A 23,508-nucleotide genomic window follows, 5' to 3' on the forward strand; every position below is an offset into this window, starting at 1 on the left:
AACAAGCTTTCCGAATAATCTTTGGGAAGCGACTAAGGTTTGATTACCAGTTAAGATATATCTTTTAGGAGCGACTTTTGACGAAGTCAACGGAGCGAGAAAAGATATATCGGAAACGCTTTGTTTCGATCCAGTTTTCAGGGAATAATTAGACCCTTGCGATCCAACTTTGGAGATGCAAGGGTTTTTCGGTATTTATACGATTATCTAAAAAAACTCGCCCTACTGTGCATAGCAAGACGAGTCGTTCTCATTTAATTTTAAATAGCCGGATGAACTGTGCTTACGAAGAAGGAAAATGATGACTAGGCGCGGAAGCAAAAGCCAGAGATGAACGAATACCAGGAAGCCGAGGAGCGATGGCGAGAGCCACGGGTAGAGGCATCCCAGCAAGACCAAGACGATCCACAGCACATGGAAATGGAGTCGGCGTACTTTGGTCATAGCGATATACGTGTCCGTGCCCGGAGCATAACCGAACCAGGGCAGCCGATAGGACCAGCTCCAGGTTTGAGGAGCATGCTTGACTTTCGTTCGGAGCAGGAGGCGAATCAGAAGCGTTTGGACGAGCGGTATACCGATCACTCCGATCGGGACACCAATCAACCCTGCAGGTAATGATGCAAAAGAGATCGCAATAGTGGCCCCGATAAAAGCGCAAGCGGTTAAAATCCAATATACCTGAAAGAAGATCGGCTTGTAATGTACCCGTTTGAGCAGCCGGTAAGTATAGATGGTCGATTCTTTGGACAACGTTCGGTCTCTTGGCATAATAAGCCCCAATCCTCACTTGAAGAACAAAATGAAAATTTACTACATATATCGGTAGGGTACAGGAAAATGTTGAGTTTGTCACGGGCTAACATGGATTTTCAACAAAAATATCGCGGAAAGGTTTGAGTTTTAAGAGAATTGGGCATACTGCTAGAAAAGAAGAGTAGAGGTGAATCGAACATGAGCGAAGAGCTGCAGCACGATTTCACGCCATCCTGCATCATTTGCGGGCAAACCAAAGAAAACGGCATCCTAATCATATCCGAATTCATATGCGAGGATTGCGAGAATGAAATGGTCCATACGGAAGTCAACGATGCCAAGTACCCTTTTTTCATACACCAGATGAAGCAAATTTTATATAAAAAGAATGCTTGAACGGCAAGCGAAAGGAAGCAAGCTCCGTTTTATCTCGGACAGGGATGGAAGCGGGCTTTTTTGTTTGGTACAATACTGCTAAAATTGTTTTTGAAATGAGGAAACAAGGTGTCACAGCATAGAGCGCCGCTGTACGAAGCATTGGCGGCCCATCGGGAATCGGGTGCGCTCAGCTTCCATGTGCCCGGTCATAAGTCGGAAGCGCAAGGGTATGCCGAAGCGGAGTCAGACTTCCGGCAAATCTTATTACTCGATAGGACGGAGATCGCCGGGCTGGACGATCTTCACCATCCGGAAGAAGCGATTAAAGAAGCCCAGTCCTTGGCTGCGGCGTGCTTTGGGGCGGATGAAACTTTTTTTCTGGTGAACGGGAGTACGGCGGGAAATTTGGCGATGATCTTGGCAGCCTGCCGCCGCGGCGATTTGCTGCTGGTGCAGAGGGATGCACATAAATCAGTCATTCACGGATTGATGCTTGCGGGTGCGCAGGCAGTCTTTATTTCCCCGCTGTGGGACCCGGAGAGCGGATTGAGCATGGGAGTGGCTGCAGAGGATGTCGAGCAGGCGCTAAATCGCTATCCTGAGGCCAAGGGGCTGCTTGTAACCAATCCGAGCTATTACGGCATTACAAGCGATTTGAAGGCATTATCCGGCCTTCTACATGACCGGGGGAAGGTGCTGCTGGTGGATGAGGCGCACGGGGCTCATTTTGGCTTTCATCCCGATGTGCCTGCCTCGGCCTTAAGCTGTGGGGCGGATGCGGTCGTGCAGTCCACTCACAAAATGTTGACGGCCATGACGATGGGCGCGATGCTGCACGTGCAGGGCCCGCGTATTCACCGCAGTGCTGTCCGAAAGGCGCTTGCTATGGTGCAAAGCTCGAGTCCTTCTTATCCGATTATGGCCAGCCTGGACCTCAGCCGGCGGATGCTGCAGAAAGACGGCGGGGAGTGGATCGAACGAGGCCTATCGGCTGCTCGGAGAGTGACAGCCTATCTAAACGGACATAGCCGGTGGCATGCAAGAGAACTGACGGAACGCATGCTTCAGATCGGTTGTCTTCAGGACCCTTTTAAGGTGGCGCTGTACGACGTGTCAGGCCGTCTCGACGGCTTTGCGTTAAAAGAGCGTCTGGAGCAGCAGGGCTGCTTCCCGGAGCTGGCAGACCCGACGAATGTTCTGCTTGCGTTCAGTTTGGCGAGCACCGAAGAAGCAGCGCAGCAGCTTATTGAAGCGCTGGAGCGGATAGACGAAGAAACACGGGACGAAGGAAACGAGACGAAGTCGGGATTATGGGAGACCGAAGACGCGGCGCAGCGGATATCCGAGCCGGTTACGTTCGATTGGGAAGCCATCCACGAGGGGACGGAGACGAAGGTAACGGTCCCCGTAGCCGAATGCGCAGGCCGCATCGCTGCCGAGATGATCGTGCCATACCCTCCGGGCATTCCGGTCCTTTATCCGGGAGAGCGGATTACCGAACGGACGGCAGCGCATTTAACGCGGCTGGCCGCCTTAGGGTCGCGTTTTCACGGACATGATGTGAGCGCCGGCGGCACCGTCCCGGTGCTGGAAACGCGGCAGGTAATTCCTTAGCGGCACAGACGCATACACGAATAGTTTTGAATAGGCGGAGGTTTGTTCGCACGGCATCAAGAGAAGAAGCTCGCTATAGAGCGGAGAAACGGATTGCAACCGCTATCCGAGTCACTACAGGACAGGAGACATGCATGTGAAACGTGGCTTTTTTATTACGGTAGAGGGCGGAGAGGGCGCAGGCAAAACGTCTGCGATCGATGCCATCCTAGAGCAAGTCAAGACGCGGGGGTACGACGTGTTATCCACGCGGGAGCCCGGGGGCATTCCGATTGCCGAGCAGATTCGCTCGGTCGTTCTCGACCGGAACAATACGGTGATGGACCCGCGTACGGAAGCGTTATTGTATGCGGCCGCGAGACGGCAGCATTTGGCGGAGAAAGTCATTCCTGCGCTGGAAGCCGGCAAGGTCGTCGTATGCGATCGTTTTATCGACAGCAGCTTGGCGTACCAAGGGTATGCGCGCGAGCTTGGCATGGACGAGGTGTTTGCCATTAACCGGTTTGCGATCGGCGATTGGATGCCGGATTTGACGGTGTTCATGGACATTCGTCCGGAGATCGGGCTGGCCCGGATTCGCGCCGATCAGGGACGGGAAGTGAACCGCCTGGATCTGGAGTCGATGACGTTTCACAACAAAGTGCGAGAAGGTTACTTGCAAGTACTCCGCCGATTTCCGGAACGTGTCGTACGGGTGGATGCGGAGCAGGAGCTGGACAAGGTGCTCGAGGATATTGGGCAAATGCTGAACCAAAAGCTCCCCAAGCGAGTATGATATAATAGATATATTCCTTCTACAGATGTTTATATATAAATGAAGGAATTTTTCAAACGCTTGTCTAATTATTTAAGGTAGGAAGACGGATAACATTCCTTTGGCAAAGGAGGCTGGATGCATGAAGTTGGTTATCGCCGTTGTGCAGGATAAGGACAGCAACCGTTTGTCGAACGCACTGATCAAAGAGGGCTTTCGCGCAACCAAGCTGGCGAGCACGGGAGGATTCCTACGCGCCGGAAACACGACATTTATGATCGGTACGGAAGATGAGCGTGTCAATGAAGCGCTGCAAGTCATTAAAGCGAACTGCAAAATCAGAGAGCAAATGGTCACCCCGGTATCCCCGATGGGGGGAACGACAGATTCGTATATTCCTTTCCCTGTCGAAGTTCAGGTTGGCGGGGCGGCGGTATTCGTGCTTCCGGTCGAGCGGTTCGAACATTTCTAGAAACGAGGTCGAGCCGAGTGAAAATCAACCCGGGTTGGCGCCCTTTCGGCAATGAAGTCGTCCGCAGCGAGAATACGTCATCCCAGCAGCTTCAAAAAATGTCGTTCTCCGATACGATGCAGCAGCATGAAGAAAGAGCAACCCGGGAGCAGCTTCAGCGCATCCTTCAGCAAATTGACCTGCAAGGTCAACGGCTAGCCAAGTCGATGACGGTACGCGAGCTCCGGCAGTATAAGCTGCTTGTGAAGCAGTTTCTGGAGGAGACGGCACGGCGGGGAGTTCAGCTTCGCGATACGCGGGGCTGGGATCGCAGGGGTCGGACGAAGCGGTACAAGCTGCTGGAGGAAATCGATGCCGAGCTGCTCGGCCTGGCGGACGAGCTGGTGGAAAGCGAACAGGGACGCATCGAGCTGCTGCAAAAAATCGGTGAAATTCGCGGAATGCTGATTAATTTATTTTTTTAGCGAAGCAGCCGATCTGGAAAGGAAATGCAGACCGTCATGTCTTTTCAAGCGATTACAGGGCAGGAGCGAGTCAAACGAATGCTGCAAAACAGCCTTCGGACCGACAAAGTTTCGCACGCGTATATATTTACGGGGGCGCCCGGGACCGGGCGGAGAGCGATGGCCCGGGCGTTCGCCCAAGCTATCTATTGCAAGGTGCTGGCGGACGATGCCTGCGGGGAATGCCTGGATTGCCGCAAGGTAGAGCATGGAAACCATCCTGATCTGCATTGGATCGTACCGGACGGCGCCTCCATCAAAATCGACCAGATTCGGGAGCTGCAAAAGCAGTTTGCTTATCGCGCCTCGGCCTCTAACATTAAAATGTATATACTGGAGGATGCGGATAAGCTGACCGTTCAAGCGGCGAACAGTCTGCTGAAATTTTTGGAGGAGCCGACCTCGCAGGTCGTGGCCGTTCTAATTACGGATAACGGACAAGCCCTGCTGCCGACCATTCGGTCGCGCTCCCAGTGGATTCCTTTTTTGCCAATGGGGCGAAGCGGCATGAAGGAGCTCCTTCTGCAGGAGGGACATCCGCCCGTGCTCGTGCAAGCGGCGGTGAATTTGGCCGCAGGACCGGAGGCGGCGCGCGAGTTGATTCAAGGAAATGGGTTTGCAGAACTCCGAAATTTGGTGATACAATTAGCTAGGGAGAGTTTGTCCCGTTTGCCATCTGCAATGCTGATCGCGCAGCAGAAGCTGGCAAAGGGCGAGTTTTCCGAACAATTGCCGCGCTTCATGGATATGCTGATTTTGTGGCTCAAAGATATGGTGCAGCTCAAGCTCGGCAGCCGCGAAGAATTGGTCTACACGGATCAACTGGACTGGATGTCGCAGCAAGCGTTGTCTTATTCGATGGAGCACTGGATCGCCTGCCTCGAGCAGGCGGTGGAGACGCAGAAACGATTGCGGTCCCATGCCAATCCCCAGCTCGCGCTGGAACATATATTAATGCGGCTCAAGGGGGTGTAAGATTGTTCTCTGTGGTAGGTGTCCGCTTCAAGAAGGCGGGCAAAGTGTATTACTTCGATCCGAGCGATCTGCCGATTGATCAAGACAGTGCGGTCATTGTCGAAACGGCGCGCGGAGTCGAGTACGGCCGGGTAGTGATTGGCCGAAGGACGGTAGGCGAATCGGATGTTGTGCTTCCGCTGAAGAAGGTCATCCGCATTGCGGACCAGCAGGATGCACAGCTTGTTGAGGATAACAAGCAAGCGGCCAAAAATGCGTTTGCTATTTGTCAGGATAAGATTAAGGATCACCAGCTGCGCATGAAGCTGGTCGACGTTGAGTATACATTTGACCGGAACAAAATCATCTTTTACTTTACGGCCGAAGGCCGGGTCGATTTCCGGGAATTGGTCAAGGATCTGGCCAGCATTTTCCGGACGCGGATCGAGCTTCGCCAAATCGGCGTACGGGACGAAGCCAAGATGCTTGGGGGCATCGGGCCTTGTGGGCGCATCCTGTGCTGCTCTTCCTTTCTGGGGGATTTCGAGCCGGTTTCGATCAAGATGGCGAAGGACCAGAATCTGTCGCTCAATCCGACGAAAATTTCCGGATTGTGCGGACGATTAATGTGCTGCCTCAAATATGAGCATGATAATTACGAAAGCGCCAAGGACGATCTTCCCCGCGTAGGCAGCGAGGTCATTACGTCGTTCGGCAACGGACGCGTGGTGTCGCTGAATGTCGGGGAGCGTACGGCGAAAGTGCAAATTTTCGATTTGAAAAAAGTGATGGATCTTCCTTTGGATGATGTAGTGGAGCAGCATTAAAAGCCAGTCGCTGCTTCTGCAGCTTGAGGTGAGAGAAAAGCGTGGATAAAAGGGATATATTCGTACAAATCGATCAAATGGAAGAACAGATGGGCACGCTGTATGCCGAGCTAGGTGACATCAAGCGGCAGATTATCGAGCTGCTGGAGGAGAACAAGCGGCTGGGTATCGAGAATCAGCAGCTGCGCAAGCTGCTGAAGAAAGATGCCGAACCGATGCTGCCTGTGCTTCAAGCAGCCGGCGCGAGCGTCCCTGTTTCGATGAAGGAAACGACCGGTGAAGGCTACGACAATTTGGCACGCATCTATCACGAAGGCTTTCACATTTGCAATGTCTATTATGGACATTTGCGTACGGAAGGCGACTGCTTGTTCTGCATGTCATTTTTGAATAAATAACGATGCGCCGTAGAGGAGAATGACTCTTCTACGGTTTTTTTTGAAGAGTTTAGATATGGTACATAATAATCGGCAGAAAGAGGAATACGCTTGGAACGAGTCCCGATCTATGAGCGGGAGCGAATCGACGATTTGCTTACGCACGATTTAAAAATTATTCAGAGCGACGAAGTATTCAGCTTTTCGATGGATGCGGTGCTGATTGCGCGCTTTTGTTCGGTGCCGCCGAAAGGGCGTATCGTCGATCTGTGCTCCGGCAACGGCGTCATTCCGCTGCTGCTGACCACCCGGACGAAAGCGCACATTACGGGCGTAGAAATTCAAGCCAGATTGGCGGATATGGCTCAACGAAATGTGCAGCTGAACGGGCTGGAGGAACGAATCGCCATCCAGCACGGCGATTTGCGTCAATCTCCTGCAGAGCTGGGGAACGGTGCCTTCGATTTGGTGACGGTCAATCCTCCGTATTTGCCTGTCCCGAATGGGGATCAGAATGTGAATGAGCACGTAGCTGCCGCCCGGCACGAGCTGTTCTGCACGTTGGACGATGTAGTCCGGGTGAGCAGTAGGTTGGTGCGCAGTGGCGGCAAAGTTGCCATGGTGCATCGGCCGAGCCGCTTGGTCGATATTTGCTGCACGATGCGGCAGTACCGGCTGGAGCCGAAACGGATCCGGTTCGTTCATCCCCGGGCCGATGCCGAAGCGAATATGGTGCTCATCGAAGCGCTTCGCGACGGAAAACCGGAGGTTCGCATGCTTCCGCCGCTGATTGTTTATAAGAATGAGACGGAATATACGGATGAGCTGATGGAGGTCTATTACGGCCGCCGCGCTGCGCTTGCCGATCCGTCCAATACTTCATTATAGAAGGAATCGATGTCCGTGAACGTTCAAAAAAGCTATGCCAACGACAGCCGCCGTCAAGGCAGCCTTTATCTGGTAGGCACTCCGATCGGCAATCTGGAGGACATGACCTACCGTGCCGTTCGGGTGCTTGGCGAAGTGCAGTGGATTGCGGCCGAGGATACCCGGCAAACGCGCAAGCTGCTCACGCATTTCGACATTTCGACCCGGCTCGTCAGCTACCACGAGCACAACAAGCAAGCCAGCGGCCCCGAGCTGATTCGGCTCATGCAGGAAGGCGATTCCATCGCGCTTGTCAGCGACGCCGGGCTGCCTGCGATCTGCGATCCAGGCGCGGATCTGGTCCGCCTCGCCATCGAAGCGGATATCCCCGTTATCCCTATTCCCGGGGCTAACGCCGCACTTTCTGGGCTGATCATGTCCGGGTTGCCGACCGAGCGGTTCACCTTCGTCGGCTTCCTGCCGCGCGACAAAAAGCCCCTCGAAAGGGAGCTTGCTGCCTTGAAGCGCGAGCCCGGCACGGTAATCTGCTACGAATCCCCGCACCGCTTGGTTAAGACGCTAACGGTTATGACCGAAACGATCGGCGAGACCCGAGAAATCTGCCTGGTTCGCGAGCTGACCAAGAAATACGAGGAAGCCGTCCGCGGCACGATCCGCGAATGCTTGGACCATCTGAACGAGCACCCGCCTCAAGGCGAGTATGTACTCATCCTTCACGGCGCCAGCCCGGAAGAAGCCGAGGCATCTGGCGAAGCCCTGTGGTGGGCCGCTTTAACCCCTGCGGAGCATGTCGCCCGCTACGAGGCCGACGGCCTCGACCACAAAGAGGCTTTGCGGCGCGCCGCCCAAGACCGCGGCGTCCCGAAGCGGGAGCTGTATAACCTGCTTCACCAGGGAAGCTAACAGGAAATAGTTTACAACGGCCGCGCCTCCTATATAATAGAAGAGACAAGATGTTAGGCCTAGAGCCAAATCGGGTAATAAGACTTATCTGTGTTGCGCGAATCGAAGAGAAGGAAATGTAGGCGTCCTGAGAACAGTTTAGTATGTCGTGCGCGTTATAACGAACGATGAAAGTATGTTTAAAAGTTTACATTCGTATTAACCGATGGTCACTCGTTAAAATCTTGGCGATTGCACAGCGTCGGTCATCTTTCAAGTAACTAGCGCCTTTGTGCGATGCTGCTTCAGCAGCGAGCTCTCCGACGCACGAGCTGTCGAGTGCGTCTCGGCTTTGCTCGAACAAAAGCTGTCGAGGCTTGCCTCGATGCGGGTCGTAGCAGGTATGAAGAATCAAACGCCGCCGTGTGCGCATGCACCGCTTCGTAAGAGCGCCGACGTGAAGCGTGTCTTCATGCCGAGCCCGCAGGGTTCGCATGGAGACGGACGCGCTCCCTGGACCCAGCTGCGTCGAAGCGCCTGCGGGGTCCAGGGGCTGCGGCCCCTGGGGTCCCCCTTAGGAAGGGGGATTTAGGGGGATGGAAACTCCCTGCATAAAAAAAATCCCCGATTCGGACAACCACGAATCAGGGATATAGAGGAGATATGAAAAAGGTTAGAATTACCAAAGTGAATTGTGCTATCTCTATTATAACCTATTTTTTTTATTTTGTCACAGGTATTGGCATTTCAGATAAGCATTCGTGGCAAACAATTTTTCCTTTGAAGTAGGAAACGTTCTCAGCATTGCCGCAGAAGATACAGGCTGGCTCATATTTCTTCAACATGATGCGCTCGCCGTCAACGTAAATTTCCAAAGCGTCTTTTTCACCAATGCCTAAAGTACGGCGCAATTCGATCGGAATAACGACACGACCCAATTCATCTACTTTTCTAACAATACCGGTGGATTTCATCATAAAAAATTCCCCTCTCTAAGAAGTACATAATGAAGTATAGTGTTTCAAAAGATTAATCGTCATGTTTCGACATTTCTTTACACATATGATACCAACCATTCCCAAAATAGTCAACCAAAAAATATGAGTTTTCCTTGTTATTTTATGGTATACGAGGTGGGTTATGCAAAATTCAGTAAAAACAAACGTTCAAAAGCGAGAAAATCGTTGTTTTTTATAATACACATCGTACTAAGAAAGGGTCTGTCACCAGATCATTGAAGTATAGATAAAAAAAGAAAACACAATAATGGAAGCTCGAATTCGACATATTTCGACAAATTTTATCTTCTTCTTACGAGAGTATTGTCGAAAAAATAGCCGGAGCCGATAGGAGGATGTTCATGACCACTCCCCTTCAAGAAGAGAAAGTATTCAAGGATCCCGTGCACAAATACATCTACGTCCAAGACCAAACGATCTGGGACCTGATCAACACCAAGGAGTTTCAACGCCTCAGACGAATTCGCCAGCTCGGCACCTGCTTCCTGACGTTCCACGGCGCGGAGCACAGCCGGTTTTCCCACTCGCTCGGCGTTTACGAGGTGACCCGCAAAATTATTTCGCAGTTCGAGCGCAACAAGTATGAGGACTGGCCGCGAGAGGAGCGCCTTCTGTGCCTCTGCGCCTCGCTGCTGCATGATGTCGGGCATGGCCCGTTCTCTCATTCGATTGAGAAAACGTTCGGGACGCACCACGAGGAATGGTCATGCCGCATCGTTCTCGGGGACACGGAAGTGAACCAGGTACTGCGGCGCGTATCGCCTACGTTTCCACAGCAAGTGGCGGGCGTGATCGCTAAAACGTACAACCAGGAAATCGTCGTCAGCCTCGTATCGAGCCAGCTCGATGCCGATCGGATGGATTACCTGCTGAGGGATGCCTATTTCACCGGCGTGAATTACGGCACATTCGATCTGGAACGCATCCTGCGCGTCATGCGCCCGTATCAGGGTCATATCGTTGTGAAGGAAAGCGGTATGCATGCGGTGGAGGATTACTTGATGTCCCGGTACCAAATGTATTGGCAGGTCTACTTTCATCCCGTGACACGCAGTGCCGAAGTATTGCTTCACAACATTTTTCAAAGAGCGAATCACCTTCATGAGGAAGGCTTTGCCTTCCGCTTCCTATTACATCCGCTACCGAACCTGTTCCGGCAAAAAATGACGGTACACGACCATTTTTTAATGGACGAGGCGTTCATGCAGACGGTGCTGATGCAATGGTCCTTCGAAGAGGATCCGGTGCTTTCCGACCTATGTACCCGGTTCCTGCAGCGGCGGCTGTTTAAATATGTGATGCTTGAGAAAATCGATGCCCGGCAGATCGAGCGGCTCCGGGATCAAATGCGCAGCTTCGGCATCGATCCGGACTATTACCTGGACATCGATTTTCCTTCCGATCTATCGTATGATGTGTACAGGCCCGGCGAACAGGATGAGAAGCTGCCTATTCTGCTGCTTGACTCGCGGGATACCCTGACGGAAATATCGCGGAAATCGGAAATTGTCCGCTCCATCAGCGGCATTCATATGGGAAAATACCATTTGTATTACCCAAGGGAGCTGCTTTTGAACCATGCGGACAAATTGGATAAAAATCTTCGAAAACTGCTCGATCTTTAACCGTCATCACCTGCTCTTACAACCAGACCATAATATAAGGAGAAAAAGATGATAACCGATACACACGCACACTTGAATGCGCCGCAGTTCGATGAGGATCGACAGGAGGTCATCGAGCGCGCACGCGCAAGCGGAATCAGTCGAATCGTTAATGTCGGTTTTAACCGGGAGACGATCCCGAGCTCCATTGCTTTGGCGGAACAGTACGATTTTATTTATTCGACCGTGGGCTGGCATCCGACCGATGCGAAGGACATGACGCCGGAGGATCTCGAATGGATCGAATCGCTGTGCGGACACGAGAAAGTTGTCGCCATTGGGGAAATCGGCCTGGATTATTACTGGGATACGTCTCCCAAAGACGTGCAGGACCGCGTATTTCGCCAGCAAATTCGGCTTGCGAGGAAGGTCGGCCTGCCGATCGTGATCCATAACCGCGATGCGCATCATGACGTCGTGCAGACGCTTCGCGAAGAGAAAGCGGCGGAGGTCGGAGGGGTCATGCATTGCTACTCTGGCAGCTGGGAGACGGCTAAGATGTGCCTCGACATGAACTTCTATATTTCGTTCGGCGGTCCCGTTACGTTCAAGAATGCAAAGCAGCCGAAGGAAGTGCTCGAGAAGGTGCCGCTCGACCGTTTATTGATCGAAACCGATGCGCCTTATTTGGCTCCTCACCCGTATCGGGGCAAACGAAACGAGTCCTCGTATGTGCGCCTGGTCGCCGAGACGGCTGCCGAAATAAAAGGGATAACTTTGGAAGAATTGTGTGAAATCACCACGTCCAATGCCAGCCGGCTTTTTGGCTTAACGTGAATAAATACACAGATTCGAACAAGCGGATTTTCTTTCGAATCGAGATAATCGAAGAAAAATATATAAAAACATACGACTTGTGAAGAGAAAGATGGTTTTTGAGATTGATTTAGCTCCAATCGGCTGGAATTGATCCAAAACCATCCTTTTTTTCGAAGTTTGTATACTTTACAACTTTGGTGCTCCCATCGTAAACTCAATAATAACTTCATAACGATTACCAAAATCCAACATCGCTGAGTTTCCGAAAGGGAAACGGGGGAACCACATCGCGGCAGTTAAGGCGCAGCTTTGACCGTTGTGGTGTTTTTTTAGGGGTGAATCCTCATCGTGCATGGGTAACATGCACTGGGGTAGGGCGACTCTCAAGTCCGAATCCGTCAGCTAACCTCGTAAGCGTTCAGAGAGAGGTAACGATTGTCGTGAGCTTTTATTTCATTTTGGCCAAAATGAAAAAGTCACGGAAAGGTTCCTCTTCTCCGCTGACTTTTTTTGTGTTCTCCCGTTCATTTGGGATATTAACCGGAACCGGTTTAACCAACACAAGTTGAAGGAGGTGGCCGCCGCAGGCAAGTAAGTTCTGATGGCAGCAGATAATTGTTGGAATGGCAATCAAACCATTTTACCATAGTCGCGTCAGATTAAATCATGCATAACACTCGGATGGCGGGGCTTTAAGGAGGACCGAACAAGTGGGCGCTGTGAACCATGAGCAACCCCATGTAAGACGATCATCCAGCATGTCCTTCGCATTGCGATGGAAGCATGAAAACTTGCGTATGATATCGATTATTGCCCTCATTTCATTCGCTATGACTTTCATGTTCTTACTGATGTATCACGGTACGGCCACCAAGCGCGTATCAGTCGTTGTAGACGGACAGGAACGTACGTTCCAGACCCGGCAAGGGGTTCTACAACGCATACTGGATGAGCAAGGCATTGCTGTAGGAGAATACGACCGGGTGTCGCATTCCCTTCAAGCTTCGGTAAAGTCCGGAGATCGCATTACGATCGATAAGGCAAAGCCGGTGCAGTTGACAGCAGATGGAGAGACGAAGACCGTTTATACGACAGGGAAAACGGTGGAGACCGCGCTGGCGGATTTGAAAATCGCGCTCGGCGAGCTCGATAAGGTAACCCCTGAATTGACCACGGAAGTCGCGGACAACGCGCTGATCAAAGTGGTTCGCGTAAAGAAAGAAACGGAAGAAGTGAAAGAACCGATCCCGTTCGAGACGGTGAAGAAGAACGAGCCGCAGCTGCTCAAAGGCAAGGAACAGGTTGTTCAAGAAGGGCAAGAGGGCATTCTGCTCAAGAAAAAGGAAAAGCTATTCGAGGACGGGGCGCTCGTCGCCGAGAATGTCGTCGATCAACAGGTGCAAACCCAGAGCATTAAGAAAATTGTAGCCGTCGGCACGAAAAATCCGGTTGTCATTTTATCCTCTTCTTCTCCGACCGTTGACGAATTGACCAAAAACGGGGTTAAATTCGGATACAAGCAAGTGATTAACAATGTGAAGCTTACGGCGTACTCGGCCGATGCGGACTCCACAGGAAAAAGCAGCGAGCATCCGCAGTACGGGGTAACTTCTTCAGGCACGAAAGTAACGGAAGGTCGCACAATTGCCGTAGACCCCAAAGTAATCCCGATGGGCTGGTGGGTATATATCGAAGGAATCGGCTTCCGCCGTGCGGAAGACACCGGCAGCGCGGTGAAAGGGAATGTGATCGACGTATATTTCGACAGCAGTGACTACGCCAATCGTTTCGGTTCAAAGAAGGGCTACACGGTGTATGTCATCGGGCCGAAAAAGCCATCGGTCGATTAAGGATGCGCAATTAGGGCAGACTCATCATATATAGAACGGAAAGAAGAGGTACGGTTGATGTCCCTCTTCTTTTCTCTTGTTTACGAAAGAAGGTACGGCTTAAAGAAATGATTAAGGAAATCATCGTTGTGGAAGGAAAAGACGATACCGTCGCCATTAAGCGGGCGGTGGAAGCGGAAACGATTGAAACAGGCGGCTCCGCGATAAACAAAGACGTATTGAAGCGGATTCGGCTTGCTCAGGAGCGGCGCGGCGTCATCGTATTCACGGACCCGGACCATGCAGGCGAGCGTATCCGTAAAATCATCGCCAAGGAAGTACCGGGCTGCAAGCATGCCTTCCTGACGCAAGAAGCTGCAACGAGCCGCGGAGATATCGGCGTCGAGAACGCATCCGTCGAAGCGATTCGCGAGGCGCTGGAGAACGTGCGGACGGATGGGATGAGAGGCGAATCCGCCATCGCTTGGGAAGACCTGATCGAAGCGGGACTCATCGTCCATCCGGAAGCGGCTTCCCGACGGCTCGAAATGGGGAAGCGGCTTGGGATCGGGTACTGCAACGGCAAACAGTTCTATAACCGCTGCCGGATGTTTCAAATTTCGCGTGAAGAGTTCGAGGCGGCCCGGCGGCATTTGGATAAAGAAGAGGGTGCAGGCTCATGACGACAGAACATCGCGGACAACGGTCCGGACAAGCTGCCGAGGATATCGCTTCGCCGAAGCGGACCAAGGAGCTCATTCAGAAGTACGGCTTTACACTCAAAAAAAGCCTGGGGCAAAACTTTTTGATCGATCAAAACATTTTAACCAAAATCGTCTCTGCCGCCGAGCTTGACTCGGGCAAAGGGGCCTTGGAAATCGGACCGGGGATCGGCGCGCTCACCCAACAGCTGGCCAAGACGGCCGGACGGGTCGTAGCGGTCGAAATCGACCAACGGCTACTGCCGATGCTGGAAGAAACACTTGAGCCTTATCCTCACGTTTCCGTCGTCCACGGAGATGTACTGAAAACCGATCTTCGCGAGCTGTTCGAGGCTCATTTTCGCGACGTCTCGAAAGTCAGCGTCGTGGCAAACCTGCCGTATTACGTAACGACCCCCATCGTGATGAAGCTGCTGGAAGAAAAGCTTCCGCTGGAGCATATCGTCGTAATGATCCAGAAGGAAGTCGCCGACCGGATGGCAGCGAAGCCCGGGGGCAAAGATTACGGGAGCTTGAGCATCGCCGTACAGTACTATTGCGAGCCGGAAGTCGTCACCATTGTGCCCCACACCGTATTTATCCCGCAGCCGAACGTCGACTCCGCCGTGATTAAATTGAAGGTGCGCGAGCGGCCGCCGGTGGAAGTGGAGGACGAAAGCTTTTTCTTCGATGTCGTTCAAGCCAGCTTCGTACAGCGCCGCAAGACGATTTATAACAATCTGGCCGCCAGATATTTTACGAAGGAGACCAAAGGACAACTGGAAGGCATTCTCCGAAATGCCGGCATCGAGCCGTCACGCCGCGGGGAGACGCTGTCGATCGAGGAATACAGCGTACTGAGCCGGCATCTGGCCGCCGCGTTGAAGGGCTAGCCGGCCCGGACGATCGTAGGCGGTTGTCCCTGCACCATTTGCCCATATCCGCCATACGATAGTCGAGGAGGCGATGCAGCCATGAAGCAGGGAGACCTGGTCACTCGGAAGTCGTATGGCGGTGACGTTATATTCAAAATTCAGGAATTTCGGCAGCAGCAGGCCATATTACGCGGGGTGGAACTTCGCTTGCTGGCCGATGCCCCGTTCCGGGATTTGGAGATGGCCCCGCAGATCGATCCCCTTGAATCACTAGGGGCGATGCGTCCCAAATGGCTGGAAGACATGAGACGGTCGGGAGCCGGAGCAGCGCCGCAGACGCAATCGGATGGATTGCAAGGCACGGAGCCTGCGGAGTCCCCAAAACCGCGCCCGGCTTACTTTGAATTGCCTGGCAGAGTACTGCATTTGGATGGCGACCCGAACTATTTGCGCAAATGCATGCTTCTCTACAATGAGCTCCGCGTTCCGGCGGACGGCTACTATGTAGCGGAGGCGAATATGGCCGATGCGCTTTACCGTCTGCTGCCCCAACTGCAGCCGGATATCGTCGTGATTACGGGTCACGACGGCCTTCTGAAGCAGCGCGGGCGAACCCATGGAGATATTACCCAGCTTACCAGCTACAAAAACTCGCATAACTTCGTCAATGCCGTTCGCGTGGCCCGTCAGTTCGAAAAAAACCGCGATGTCCTGACGATCGTCGCAGGAGCGTGCCAGTCGCATTTTGAGGCGCTGATGCAGGCCGGGGCCAATTATGCCAGTTCGCCGGCCCGTGTGTTGATTCACGCGCTTGATCCCTTGTGCATCGCGGCCAAGGTAGCTTTTACCCCCATTAAGGATACGGTGAATATCGTCGATGTCATCGGGTTGACACATAGCGGATTGGAAGGGCTGGGCGGTATCGAATCCCGCGGGAGCTATCGCCGGGGCGTTCCCCGAATTGAATATGCGATTCGTAAATAAGCGCCGAAAGGTGCTTTTTTATTTTGCTCTGCGCACCAACTTTTACAATTTCGTGAACGGGTTACCCTCGTTTTTTTGGAATACCGCATCATATTAAGGAAAAATTCCGTTGACAACGGGTTTGTATGGCTGATATAATATTCGGCTTAAATTGACATACTACTGTCGTTGCGTTATAATCGTTAAGGAAAGAGGTGGTAGTGGTCAATGGCAAAAAATGCGCTGTTGGAGATCAAACGTAGTTTGGAACCTCATGTCGGACAGAAGATTATGTTAAAAGCGAATGGTGGTCGCCGTAAGACAATCGAACGATCCGGTGTATTGGAGGAAACCTACCCTTCCGTTTTTATTGTCAAGCTGGATCAGGAACAGCATACATTCAAGCGCGTTTCCTACAGCTACGCAGACATCCTGACAGAATCCGTCGAAGTTACTGTGCATGGCGATGACGGTGAAGTACGGATTACGATACATCAATAAGTACATAACGGTTGGCCGGTTCTTACGGTCAGCCGTTTTTTTAATGGAAGTCCAAGATTCCCCCTTCCCCTTGGAAAAGATTGCGGACCGTATGATTCTGCTGCGTCAGGCGCATAATAGATCGTACGGATACCATCATAGTTATGAGGGGGGACGCGATATGGGACGCAGAAGTCGGGGCGTCATGTCGGAATCATTCAAATACGAGCTGGCCAAAGATTTAGGCTTCTATGAGACGGTTCAGCAAGAAGGCTGGGGCGGCATTCGCACGAAGGATGCGGGCAATATGGTCAAGCGCGCGATCCAAATCGCCGAGCAGGCTTTGACGAATCAGAACCAGCAATCGGCGGCTGCGCCGGTACGCGAACCGGTCGGCTTCCAGTCGGCGCCGGTTGTTTCTCAAGCCTATGCGCCTTACGGTCAACCGCCTTATGCCGGGCTGCCGCCTGCTTATGCGATTGCCCCAAATCCGGTTCAAACGGGCTACACCTCCTTTGCGCCGTAAGGGCGGACGTTCATTTCCGGAGAATCCTCAAGCTAGAGCGCCCGTTATGGAGCTTTAGCTTTTTTTTGTAGCGCTTTTGGTATAGTATTAGGATGAACGGCATCATGCCTTCGATTAACGGGATGACAGACAGGTGCAAAGAAGGTGTCGACATGAAAGTGTTTGAGAAAGCGCCGGCAAAAATCAATTTGTCGCTGGATGTTTTACATAAGCGTGAAGACGGTTACCATGAGGTCGAAATGGTGATGACCATGGTTGATTTGGCGGACCGTATCGAGATGCAGGAGCTGCCTCGCGATACGATCATTATTTCCAGCCAAGCCGGGTATATCCCGCTCGACGAAAAGAACCTTGCCTTTCAGGCTGCCCGGCTCATTAAAGACCGGTATGACGTGAAGCAGGGCGTATATATTCATTTGGACAAAAAGATTCCCGTGGCCGCGGGCCTGGCCGGAGGAAGCAGCGATGCCGCAGCGACACTGCGCGGCTTGAACCGGCTGTGGAGGCTCGGAATCGAAACGGACGAGCTGCAGAAGCTTGGGGCCGAACTCGGCTCGGACGTGCCCTTTTGCGTGACGGGAGGGACGGCCATTGCGCGCGGCCGGGGAGAGAAGCTGGAGCCGATTGAATCGCCGCCTCAGTGCTGGGTCATTTTGGCCAAGCCTCCGATCAATGTGTCCACCTCGGAAATATACGGCAAGCTGAACGCCGCGGGAATCCGGAAGCATCCGTCGACGGAAGGTGTCCTTCGGGCGATTCGCGAGAAGCGGTTCGATCTTCTGTGCGGTGAGCTGGGCAACGTGCTGGAGGAAGTGACGTTGGACCTGTATCCCGAAGTGCGCCAGCTGAAGGAAGTTATGATCAAGCTGGGCGCCGAAGGCGTGCTGATGTCGGGCAGCGGTCCGACGGTGTTCGGCCTCGTGTCCAAGGAAACGAAAATTCCGCGCATTTATAACGGGTTGCGGGGATTTTGCAAGGATGTGTTCGCTGTCCGCCTGCTTACGTAAAGAAGCCAATGTATGTCACGTTTGTGTCATCATCTTTTGCATGGACAGCTTGAATGAATACGTATAAAAATGGTATATTCACAATATATTATTCGGATTTATAGCTATTTATCCGACGTGTAGGGGGAACGCTCATGAAGAAATTAAAAAGAAGCGCAAGATTGGTCGAAATGACCCAATACTTGCTGATCCGCCCCCATACGCTGATTCCTTTGACGACATTTGCAGACCGATACAATTCCGCCAAATCGTCCATCAGCGAAGATTTGGCCATCATTAAAGAAGTGTTTGAAGAGGAAGGCCTTGGGGAGCTTCAGACGCTCGCTGGTGCAGCCGGTGGCGTCAAGTTCATACCGAAAGTATCGAAATCGCATTCATTGCAATTCATCACACAGTTGTGCCGCCAGTTGGAGCAGCCCGAGCGCATCCTGCCAGGCGGGTATTTGTACATGTCCGATATTATGGGGCAGCCGATGATTTTGAATGAAGTCGGCAAAATGTTCGCTTCCGCCTTTTCGGGGAACGATATCGATGTGGTCATGACCGTGGAAACGAAAGGCATCCCGCTGGCCTACGCCACGGCTACTTATTTGAACCTGCCGGTCGTCATCGTGCGCCGCGACAATAAAGTGACGGAAGGTTCCGCCGTCAGTATCAACTACGTATCCGGCTCGAACAAACGCATTCAGACGATGTCTTTGTCCAGACGGGCGCTTAAGGAAGAAGCCAAGGTGCTGATCATCGACGATTTCATGCGGGTGGGCGGAACGATTCACGGCATGATGGACTTGTTGCAGGAGTTTAAAGCCACGGTCAAAGGCGTTGGCGTATTCGTCGAGTCGGGCGAAGTCGAAGAGCATTTGGTCGAGGATTACGTCTCGCTCGCCAAGCTGTCCGCCGTTGACCCGAAGACACGGCAGATTACGGCTGAGCCGGGCAATTATTTTCAAGAAGAGGTTTCTAATCTAATTGAGGAGTGACAAATGCATATGACATTAGAACGTATCTCTACGGACCGGGCGCCTGCCGCTATCGGTCCTTATTCACAAGCAATCAAATTCGGCAATCTGTTATTTACCTCCGGTCAAATTCCGCTCAATCCCGAAGGCCAAATCGTCGAAGGCGGCATTGCCGAGCAGACGCACCAAGTCTTCCGTAATTTGAAAGCGGTATTGGAAGAAGCGGGGGCAACATTCGAGAGCGTGATCAAGGCAACGGTGTTCATCAAAGACATGAATCAGTTCGCCCAGGTGAATGAAATCTATGCAACCTACTTCGGAGACCACAAACCGGCGCGTTCAACTGTCGAAGTTGCACGACTGCCGAAGGACGTTTTTGTCGAAATCGAGCTTATTGCGGCGTTAAGTGTCGAATAATTTCAAATTTATAAAGTATTTATAAAATTGCTCAAAAACTTTAGAGATTTAGCAGGAATTTGCCCTAAAATGTGGAATTTATAGTTCATGTCTCCAAGATGGAAAAAGGTGGTGAATCAGAAGTGCAAATTACAGACGTCAGACTTCGCAGGGTGAACTCCGAGGGCAGAATGAAAGCCATTGCTTCCATTACCATCGATAACGAATTTGTAGTCCATGACATTCGTGTGATTGACGGTAACAACGGCATGTTCGTGGCCATGCCTAGCAAGCGGACCCCGGACGGAGAATTCAGAGATATCGCTCACCCGATTTCCTCTTCAACCCGCGAGAAAATTCAAGCGGCCGTGTTAGCGGAATATGAGCGTGCCGCAACAGAAGAGGAAGTCATTGAAGAAGGAGCTTAATACGATCTATGAAGAGGGCCAAAAGGCTCTCTTTTCTTTTATAACCGGGCAGGATATATTGGGACTGGCGTTTCACGGACAGAAACCTTATCATAAAAAGAAAACAATACATTGGATCAAAGGGGATGGACGAAACTTGAACATCATGGGGATCGTACTGGCTGCAGGTCAGGGGAAACGAATGAAATCGAAACTATATAAAGTGCTGCACCGGGTATGCGGTAAACCGATGGTCGATCATGTGGTTACCGCATTGGAAAATATACAAGCTTCTCGTACAGTCGTCGTCGTCGGTCACGGAGCGGAAGCCGTTCAAGCGTATTTGGGCGACCGGGTCGAGTATGCGCTGCAGGAGCAGCAGCTCGGGACAGGCCACGCCGTGCTTCAGGCCAAAGATCTGCTGGCCGCGGAGGACGGCTTGACGATTGTCATCTACGGAGATACGCCGCTGATTTCGGATAGCACCCTCGAAGGAATGATCAAGCTGCACCGGGAGAAGGGCGCGGCGGCTACGCTGCTGACGGCGGTTGTTGACGATCCTACCGGCTACGGGCGAATCATCCGAGACGAGCGCGGGTACGTGACGCAGATCGTGGAGCAGAAGGACTGCAACGAGGCGCAGCGCTTGGTCAAGGAAACGAACGTCGGCACCTACTGCTTCGACAATCGGAAGCTGTTTGAAGCGCTGGCGCTTGTGAAAAACGACAATGCGCAGAACGAATACTACATTACGGACGTGATCGGCATCCTGGTTGGTCAGGGGCAGATCGTCGAAGGCTACGTGCTGGAAGACGAGGCGGAGTCGTTCGGCGTCAACGACCGCATGCAATTGTCTGTGGCGGAGCAAACGATGCGCGAGCGGATTAACCGCCGCCATATGCTCGCCGGGGTGACGATGATCGATCCGGCAAGCACGTATATTGAAGCGGACGTGCAGATCGGAGCGGATACGATAGTGCTGCCGGGAACGGTGATCCGGGGAAAAACGGTGATCGGCGAAGACTGTATCATTGGACCGCAAGCGGATATTACGGATAGTACGATTGGCAGCGGCGTCACCGTCAAGCACTCCGTGCTGCAGGAGGCGATCGTCGGTGACGGATCGTCCGTAGGACCATACGCTTATTTACGGCCGGGAGCGGATCTTGGGCAAAACGTAAAAATCGGCGATTTCGTCGAAATCAAAAACGCCAAGCTCGCGGACGACGTGAAGGTGTCGCATTTGAGCTACGTCGGCGATGCGGTCATCGGTCGGAACGTCAACTTCGGCTGCGGGGCGATTACCGTCAACTATGACGGCTTCAACAAGCAGCTGACCGAAGTGGAAGAAGATGCGTTTATCGGCAGCAACGTCAACCTCATTGCTCCGGTTAAGATCGGCAAAGGGGCCTATGTCGTAGCAGGCTCCACCATCACGCACCAAGTAGGGGACGGCGACGTGGCGATTGCTCGGGAGCGTCAGGTGAACAAGCACGGCTACGCCGACAAGCTTCGCACCAAGTTTGCGGCGAAGAAGGCGAAGAAGTAAGGTTTAACGGGGCAATCCGTAGCAAATCCTATACAGCGATGTTTCGAACCTCCTTCAATTGGGTAAAGTAGTAAGAAGCTAGGGCTTCACCCAAATTGAAGGAGGTTTTCTTATGGCTACATCGCTCAAAGCGGAAGCTCGGACAGGCCGGACGAAAAGCGACCGCAACCGGCTGCGGGCCGAGGGAAAAGTCCCCGGTGTCGTCTACGGAAAAAAAGTGACGCAGACGCCGATCGCCATCGACCAGAAAGAGCTGCTTGCGCTGCTGAAGACGAATCCGCATGCGGTTATCGACTTGGACGTTCCGCAATTTGGCAAGCAGCTGGTCATGATCAACGAAGTGCAGCGGGATGCGCTGAGCCGCCAGCTGCTGCATGTCGATTTTCATCAGATCAATATGGACGAGCCGGTTCAGACGACGGTTCGGCTGGAATATATCGGAGACCCCGAGGGGGTTAAGGTCGGCGGGATTTTGCAAATTCAGCATCACGAAATCGAGATCCGCTGCCTGCCGCAGAATATCCCGAGCTCTATCGAAGTCGATGTCAGCGGGCTTGAGATCGGACAAAGCATGCTTGTATCGGAGCTCAGGCTGCCGGAGGGCGTCGAGGTAAAAACGGACGAGCACGACGTGCTCGCTACAATTCTGACGCCGCAGAAAGAAGCCGAGCCGGAGGAGGAAGCTCCGGCCGCCCAAGCCGGAAATGCCGCCGAGACGGCGGAGAAGGCTGAGGCATAAATTAGAGAGAGCGTATCGGCTTGGATCGATGCGCTTTTTCTTTGTGTCCGGCGGGCGCCCTACCTGCTGCTTATCGCGAAATTGGCGTGGGACGTTTTTTTCGGTTATGATAAGTTTAGGGTATCGTTTCACCCCATGGCGTTGAAAGGGGCAGGTCAGGTTGAAATGGTTTGTGGGTCTCGGCAATCCGGGACGGCAGTACGAAGTGACGCGGCATAATATCGGTTTTATGGCGCTGGACCGTTTTGCCGACAAGCACGGCATCAAAATTACGCAAAGCAAATGCAAGGGGCTGCTGGGAGAAGGCCATGTCGCGGGACAGAAGGTGTATCTGCTGAAGCCGCAGACGTACATGAACTTGTCGGGGGAGTCGATCCGCGCCTTTATGGATTTTTACAAAGCGGCCATTGAGGACCTTATTGTCATTTATGACGATCTGGATACGCCCTACGGGCAAATCCGGCTGCGCTACCAAGGAAGCGCAGGCGGGCATAACGGGATCAAGTCGGCCATCGCCCACTTGGGCACGCAATCGTTCCAACGCATTCGAATGGGCATTTCGCGGCCCGCGCCTGGCAGAGACATCGCCGATTACGTGCTGAGCCCGTTCAGCAAAGAAGAGTTTCAGCAGATGCCCGGGCTGCTCGACAAGACGGTCGATGCCATGGAGCATATCTTGGAGCATCCGTTCGAGAAGACGATGGCCAAATTCAACGGCTGAGCCGTATTATGCATTTCGTCAAGAAAAGCGTTAGCCTAGAGGCTAATCTCCTCCTATCCCGGCCATAATAAGTAAAAACGGCGCTTGGCAAGGCAAGCGGAGGAGGAAGTCCAATGGCCCTGAAATATGTTTGTCGTCATTGTCAGACCGTGATCGGAGAAATCCGGCAGGGGGAAGTGAGCGAGTTTCAACTCGGTTTCCATTTCTTGACCCCCGAGGAGCGGAGAGATATAATATCGTATAACCCGAATGGGGATGTCACCGTCAAGGTGGTTTGCGATTACTGCAAGGAAGCGCTGGATGCCAATCCGGAGCTCTCGCTCCTCGCGAATCCTCTGCAATAGGGGTTCTTTCGCATTTCGGCTATCCGGCTTTTTGGTTGAGGATCGGCCTAAAGTCCGGTGAATAAGAGGCCGCTGCGCGGGCGGATCGTCCTTCCGATTCGCTGCTTCAGAAGCGATGACGCCCGCACTGCTGCTTATTCACGGGACTTTTAGGCTTTTTTAGTG

27 protein-coding genes, 1 pseudogene and 1 riboswitch are annotated in these 23,508 nt (G+C 52.6%); of the genes and pseudogenes, 26 read left to right on the top strand and 2 right to left on the bottom strand.

What is annotated here, in order from left to right:
* Positions 1–222 precede the first annotated feature (222 nt).
* Entirely contained in the window at positions 223–771 is a 549-nt protein-coding gene (locus NI000_RS34125; protein WP_253415798.1) for a hypothetical protein, read from the bottom strand.
* A gap of 183 nt (positions 772–954) precedes the next feature.
* Here NI000_RS34125 and NI000_RS34130 point away from each other — a divergent pair, with 183 nt between their 5' ends.
* The 10 genes from NI000_RS34130 to rsmI all read left to right on the top strand — a co-directional run bounded on the left by NI000_RS34130 (position 955) and on the right by rsmI (position 8,426).
* Positions 955–1,152, top strand: a complete 198-nt coding sequence (locus NI000_RS34130; RefSeq protein ID WP_010501655.1) for a sigma factor G inhibitor Gin — start codon at positions 955–957, stop codon at positions 1,150–1,152.
* A 108-nt stretch (positions 1,153–1,260) separates the two neighbouring features.
* Positions 1,261–2,748: an aminotransferase class I/II-fold pyridoxal phosphate-dependent enzyme gene (locus NI000_RS34135; RefSeq protein WP_253415799.1), complete on the top strand. Its 1,488-nt coding sequence runs from the start codon at positions 1,261–1,263 to the stop codon at positions 2,746–2,748.
* Positions 2,749–2,878: 130 nt separating this feature from the next.
* The gene (tmk, locus tag NI000_RS34140) at positions 2,879–3,523 is read left to right on the top strand and encodes a dTMP kinase (RefSeq protein ID WP_253415800.1); all 645 of its coding nucleotides are present in this window, start codon (positions 2,879–2,881) and stop codon (positions 3,521–3,523) included.
* 121 nt (positions 3,524–3,644) lie between these two features.
* Positions 3,645–3,974 (top strand): cyclic-di-AMP receptor, encoded by a 330-nt coding sequence (locus tag NI000_RS34145; protein WP_010501661.1) that lies wholly within the window; start codon positions 3,645–3,647, stop codon positions 3,972–3,974.
* Between the two features lie 17 nt (positions 3,975–3,991).
* Positions 3,992–4,438 (top strand): YaaR family protein, encoded by a 447-nt coding sequence (locus NI000_RS34150; RefSeq protein ID WP_025846801.1) that lies wholly within the window; start codon positions 3,992–3,994, stop codon positions 4,436–4,438.
* Between the two features lie 36 nt (positions 4,439–4,474).
* Positions 4,475–5,452, top strand: a complete 978-nt coding sequence (gene holB / locus NI000_RS34155) for a DNA polymerase III subunit delta' (RefSeq protein WP_253415839.1) — start codon at positions 4,475–4,477, stop codon at positions 5,450–5,452.
* Between the two features lie 2 nt (positions 5,453–5,454).
* Entirely contained in the window at positions 5,455–6,258 is an 804-nt protein-coding gene (locus tag NI000_RS34160; protein ID WP_253415801.1) for a PSP1 domain-containing protein, read from the top strand.
* A gap of 41 nt (positions 6,259–6,299) precedes the next feature.
* A complete protein-coding gene (yabA, locus tag NI000_RS34165) occupies positions 6,300–6,656 on the top strand; it encodes a DNA replication initiation control protein YabA (RefSeq protein ID WP_054973617.1) in 357 nt (118 codons plus the stop codon).
* 90 nt (positions 6,657–6,746) lie between these two features.
* On the top strand, positions 6,747–7,523 hold the full coding sequence (locus tag NI000_RS34170) for a tRNA1(Val) (adenine(37)-N6)-methyltransferase (protein WP_253415802.1): 777 nt from the start codon (positions 6,747–6,749) through the stop codon (positions 7,521–7,523).
* 9 nt (positions 7,524–7,532) lie between these two features.
* Complete coding sequence (gene rsmI, locus NI000_RS34175) at positions 7,533–8,426, top strand: 16S rRNA (cytidine(1402)-2'-O)-methyltransferase (RefSeq protein ID WP_253415803.1); 894 nt, start codon at positions 7,533–7,535, stop codon at positions 8,424–8,426.
* Between the two features lie 701 nt (positions 8,427–9,127).
* Here the strand turns inward: rsmI and NI000_RS34180 are convergent.
* Positions 9,128–9,382, bottom strand: coding sequence for an AbrB/MazE/SpoVT family DNA-binding domain-containing protein (locus tag NI000_RS34180; protein WP_010501678.1), 255 nt, complete (start codon positions 9,380–9,382; stop codon positions 9,128–9,130).
* A 383-nt stretch (positions 9,383–9,765) separates the two neighbouring features.
* Between NI000_RS34180 and NI000_RS34185 the strand changes: the two genes are divergently transcribed.
* The 16 genes and pseudogenes from NI000_RS34185 (at position 9,766) to NI000_RS34260 (ending at position 23,343) form a co-directional block, all read left to right on the top strand.
* Positions 9,766–11,049 (top strand): HD domain-containing protein, encoded by a 1,284-nt coding sequence (locus NI000_RS34185; protein WP_253415804.1) that lies wholly within the window; start codon positions 9,766–9,768, stop codon positions 11,047–11,049.
* Between the two features lie 48 nt (positions 11,050–11,097).
* A complete protein-coding gene (locus tag NI000_RS34190) occupies positions 11,098–11,865 on the top strand; it encodes a TatD family hydrolase (protein WP_253415805.1) in 768 nt (255 codons plus the stop codon).
* A 224-nt stretch (positions 11,866–12,089) separates the two neighbouring features.
* A riboswitch (cyclic di-AMP (ydaO/yuaA leader) is annotated at positions 12,090–12,280 on the top strand.
* A 325-nt stretch (positions 12,281–12,605) separates the two neighbouring features.
* Complete coding sequence (locus tag NI000_RS34195) at positions 12,606–13,697, top strand: 3D domain-containing protein (RefSeq protein WP_253415806.1); 1,092 nt, start codon at positions 12,606–12,608, stop codon at positions 13,695–13,697.
* 107 nt (positions 13,698–13,804) lie between these two features.
* Entirely contained in the window at positions 13,805–14,359 is a 555-nt protein-coding gene (rnmV, locus tag NI000_RS34200) for a ribonuclease M5 (protein ID WP_253415807.1), read from the top strand.
* The gene (gene rsmA / locus NI000_RS34205) at positions 14,356–15,270 is read left to right on the top strand and encodes a 16S rRNA (adenine(1518)-N(6)/adenine(1519)-N(6))-dimethyltransferase RsmA (RefSeq protein ID WP_253415808.1); all 915 of its coding nucleotides are present in this window, start codon (positions 14,356–14,358) and stop codon (positions 15,268–15,270) included. Before rnmV ends, rsmA begins: the two co-directional genes overlap by 4 nt.
* 81 nt (positions 15,271–15,351) lie before the next feature.
* Positions 15,352–16,236, top strand: a complete 885-nt coding sequence (gene yabG, locus NI000_RS34210) for a sporulation peptidase YabG (RefSeq protein WP_253415809.1) — start codon at positions 15,352–15,354, stop codon at positions 16,234–16,236.
* 207 nt (positions 16,237–16,443) lie between these two features.
* Complete coding sequence (veg, locus tag NI000_RS34215; protein WP_253415810.1) at positions 16,444–16,716, top strand: biofilm formation stimulator Veg; 273 nt, start codon at positions 16,444–16,446, stop codon at positions 16,714–16,716.
* A 160-nt stretch (positions 16,717–16,876) separates the two neighbouring features.
* Positions 16,877–17,050: pseudogene (locus NI000_RS34220) on the top strand (small, acid-soluble spore protein, alpha/beta type); the annotation flags it as partial.
* Between the two features lie 323 nt (positions 17,051–17,373).
* Positions 17,374–18,228 carry a 4-(cytidine 5'-diphospho)-2-C-methyl-D-erythritol kinase gene (gene ispE, locus NI000_RS34225; protein WP_253415840.1) on the top strand — a complete coding sequence of 285 codons (855 nt, stop codon included), beginning with the start codon at positions 17,374–17,376 and terminating at the stop codon, positions 18,226–18,228.
* Positions 18,229–18,362: 134 nt separating this feature from the next.
* Complete coding sequence (purR, locus tag NI000_RS34230) at positions 18,363–19,208, top strand: pur operon repressor (RefSeq protein WP_025846823.1); 846 nt, start codon at positions 18,363–18,365, stop codon at positions 19,206–19,208.
* A gap of 9 nt (positions 19,209–19,217) precedes the next feature.
* Complete coding sequence (locus NI000_RS34235) at positions 19,218–19,604, top strand: RidA family protein (protein WP_036690522.1); 387 nt, start codon at positions 19,218–19,220, stop codon at positions 19,602–19,604.
* A gap of 122 nt (positions 19,605–19,726) precedes the next feature.
* Positions 19,727–20,011: a septation regulator SpoVG gene (gene spoVG, locus NI000_RS34240; RefSeq protein WP_010501706.1), complete on the top strand. Its 285-nt coding sequence runs from the start codon at positions 19,727–19,729 to the stop codon at positions 20,009–20,011.
* Positions 20,012–20,156: 145 nt separating this feature from the next.
* Positions 20,157–21,539 carry a bifunctional UDP-N-acetylglucosamine diphosphorylase/glucosamine-1-phosphate N-acetyltransferase GlmU gene (gene glmU, locus NI000_RS34245; protein WP_253415841.1) on the top strand — a complete coding sequence of 461 codons (1,383 nt, stop codon included), beginning with the start codon at positions 20,157–20,159 and terminating at the stop codon, positions 21,537–21,539.
* 112 nt (positions 21,540–21,651) lie between these two features.
* Positions 21,652–22,278: a 50S ribosomal protein L25 gene (locus NI000_RS34250; RefSeq protein WP_253415811.1), complete on the top strand. Its 627-nt coding sequence runs from the start codon at positions 21,652–21,654 to the stop codon at positions 22,276–22,278.
* Positions 22,279–22,438: 160 nt separating this feature from the next.
* On the top strand, positions 22,439–22,999 hold the full coding sequence (gene pth / locus NI000_RS34255) for an aminoacyl-tRNA hydrolase (RefSeq protein WP_253415812.1): 561 nt from the start codon (positions 22,439–22,441) through the stop codon (positions 22,997–22,999).
* A gap of 113 nt (positions 23,000–23,112) precedes the next feature.
* Complete coding sequence (locus tag NI000_RS34260) at positions 23,113–23,343, top strand: anti-sigma-F factor Fin family protein (RefSeq protein WP_010501715.1); 231 nt, start codon at positions 23,113–23,115, stop codon at positions 23,341–23,343.
* Positions 23,344–23,508: the final 165 nt, after the last annotated feature.

The sequence above is a fragment of the Paenibacillus tyrphae genome, from assembly GCF_024158745.1.
GTDB lineage: Bacteria > Bacillota > Bacilli > Paenibacillales > NBRC-103111 > Paenibacillus_G > Paenibacillus_G tyrfis_A.

What these genes read in the sequence shown, in the direction of transcription:
- NI000_RS34125 (WP_253415798.1), bottom strand. Translation starts at nt 771, where the DNA reads ATGCCAAGAGACCGAACGTTGTCCAAAGAATCGACCATCTATACTTAC.
- NI000_RS34195 (WP_253415806.1), top strand. Translation starts at nt 12,606, where the DNA reads ATGTCCTTCGCATTGCGATGGAAGCATGAAAACTTGCGTATGATATCG.
- NI000_RS34130 (WP_010501655.1), top strand. Translation starts at nt 955, where the DNA reads ATGAGCGAAGAGCTGCAGCACGATTTCACGCCATCCTGCATCATTTGC.
- rsmA (WP_253415808.1), top strand. Translation starts at nt 14,356, where the DNA reads ATGACGACAGAACATCGCGGACAACGGTCCGGACAAGCTGCCGAGGAT.
- NI000_RS34260 (WP_010501715.1), top strand. Translation starts at nt 23,113, where the DNA reads ATGGCCCTGAAATATGTTTGTCGTCATTGTCAGACCGTGATCGGAGAA.
- NI000_RS34185 (WP_253415804.1), top strand. Translation starts at nt 9,766, where the DNA reads ATGACCACTCCCCTTCAAGAAGAGAAAGTATTCAAGGATCCCGTGCAC.
- NI000_RS34235 (WP_036690522.1), top strand. Translation starts at nt 19,218, where the DNA reads ATGACATTAGAACGTATCTCTACGGACCGGGCGCCTGCCGCTATCGGT.
- rnmV (WP_253415807.1), top strand. Translation starts at nt 13,805, where the DNA reads ATGATTAAGGAAATCATCGTTGTGGAAGGAAAAGACGATACCGTCGCC.
- yabG (WP_253415809.1), top strand. Translation starts at nt 15,352, where the DNA reads ATGAAGCAGGGAGACCTGGTCACTCGGAAGTCGTATGGCGGTGACGTT.
- veg (WP_253415810.1), top strand. Translation starts at nt 16,444, where the DNA reads ATGGCAAAAAATGCGCTGTTGGAGATCAAACGTAGTTTGGAACCTCAT.
- tmk (WP_253415800.1), top strand. Translation starts at nt 2,879, where the DNA reads ATGCATGTGAAACGTGGCTTTTTTATTACGGTAGAGGGCGGAGAGGGC.
- NI000_RS34190 (WP_253415805.1), top strand. Translation starts at nt 11,098, where the DNA reads ATGATAACCGATACACACGCACACTTGAATGCGCCGCAGTTCGATGAG.
- glmU (WP_253415841.1), top strand. Translation starts at nt 20,157, where the DNA reads ATGGGGATCGTACTGGCTGCAGGTCAGGGGAAACGAATGAAATCGAAA.
- ispE (WP_253415840.1), top strand. Translation starts at nt 17,374, where the DNA reads ATGAAAGTGTTTGAGAAAGCGCCGGCAAAAATCAATTTGTCGCTGGAT.
- purR (WP_025846823.1), top strand. Translation starts at nt 18,363, where the DNA reads ATGAAGAAATTAAAAAGAAGCGCAAGATTGGTCGAAATGACCCAATAC.
- rsmI (WP_253415803.1), top strand. Translation starts at nt 7,533, where the DNA reads ATGTCCGTGAACGTTCAAAAAAGCTATGCCAACGACAGCCGCCGTCAA.
- NI000_RS34145 (WP_010501661.1), top strand. Translation starts at nt 3,645, where the DNA reads ATGAAGTTGGTTATCGCCGTTGTGCAGGATAAGGACAGCAACCGTTTG.
- NI000_RS34180 (WP_010501678.1), bottom strand. Translation starts at nt 9,382, where the DNA reads ATGATGAAATCCACCGGTATTGTTAGAAAAGTAGATGAATTGGGTCGT.
- holB (WP_253415839.1), top strand. Translation starts at nt 4,475, where the DNA reads ATGTCTTTTCAAGCGATTACAGGGCAGGAGCGAGTCAAACGAATGCTG.
- NI000_RS34250 (WP_253415811.1), top strand. Translation starts at nt 21,652, where the DNA reads ATGGCTACATCGCTCAAAGCGGAAGCTCGGACAGGCCGGACGAAAAGC.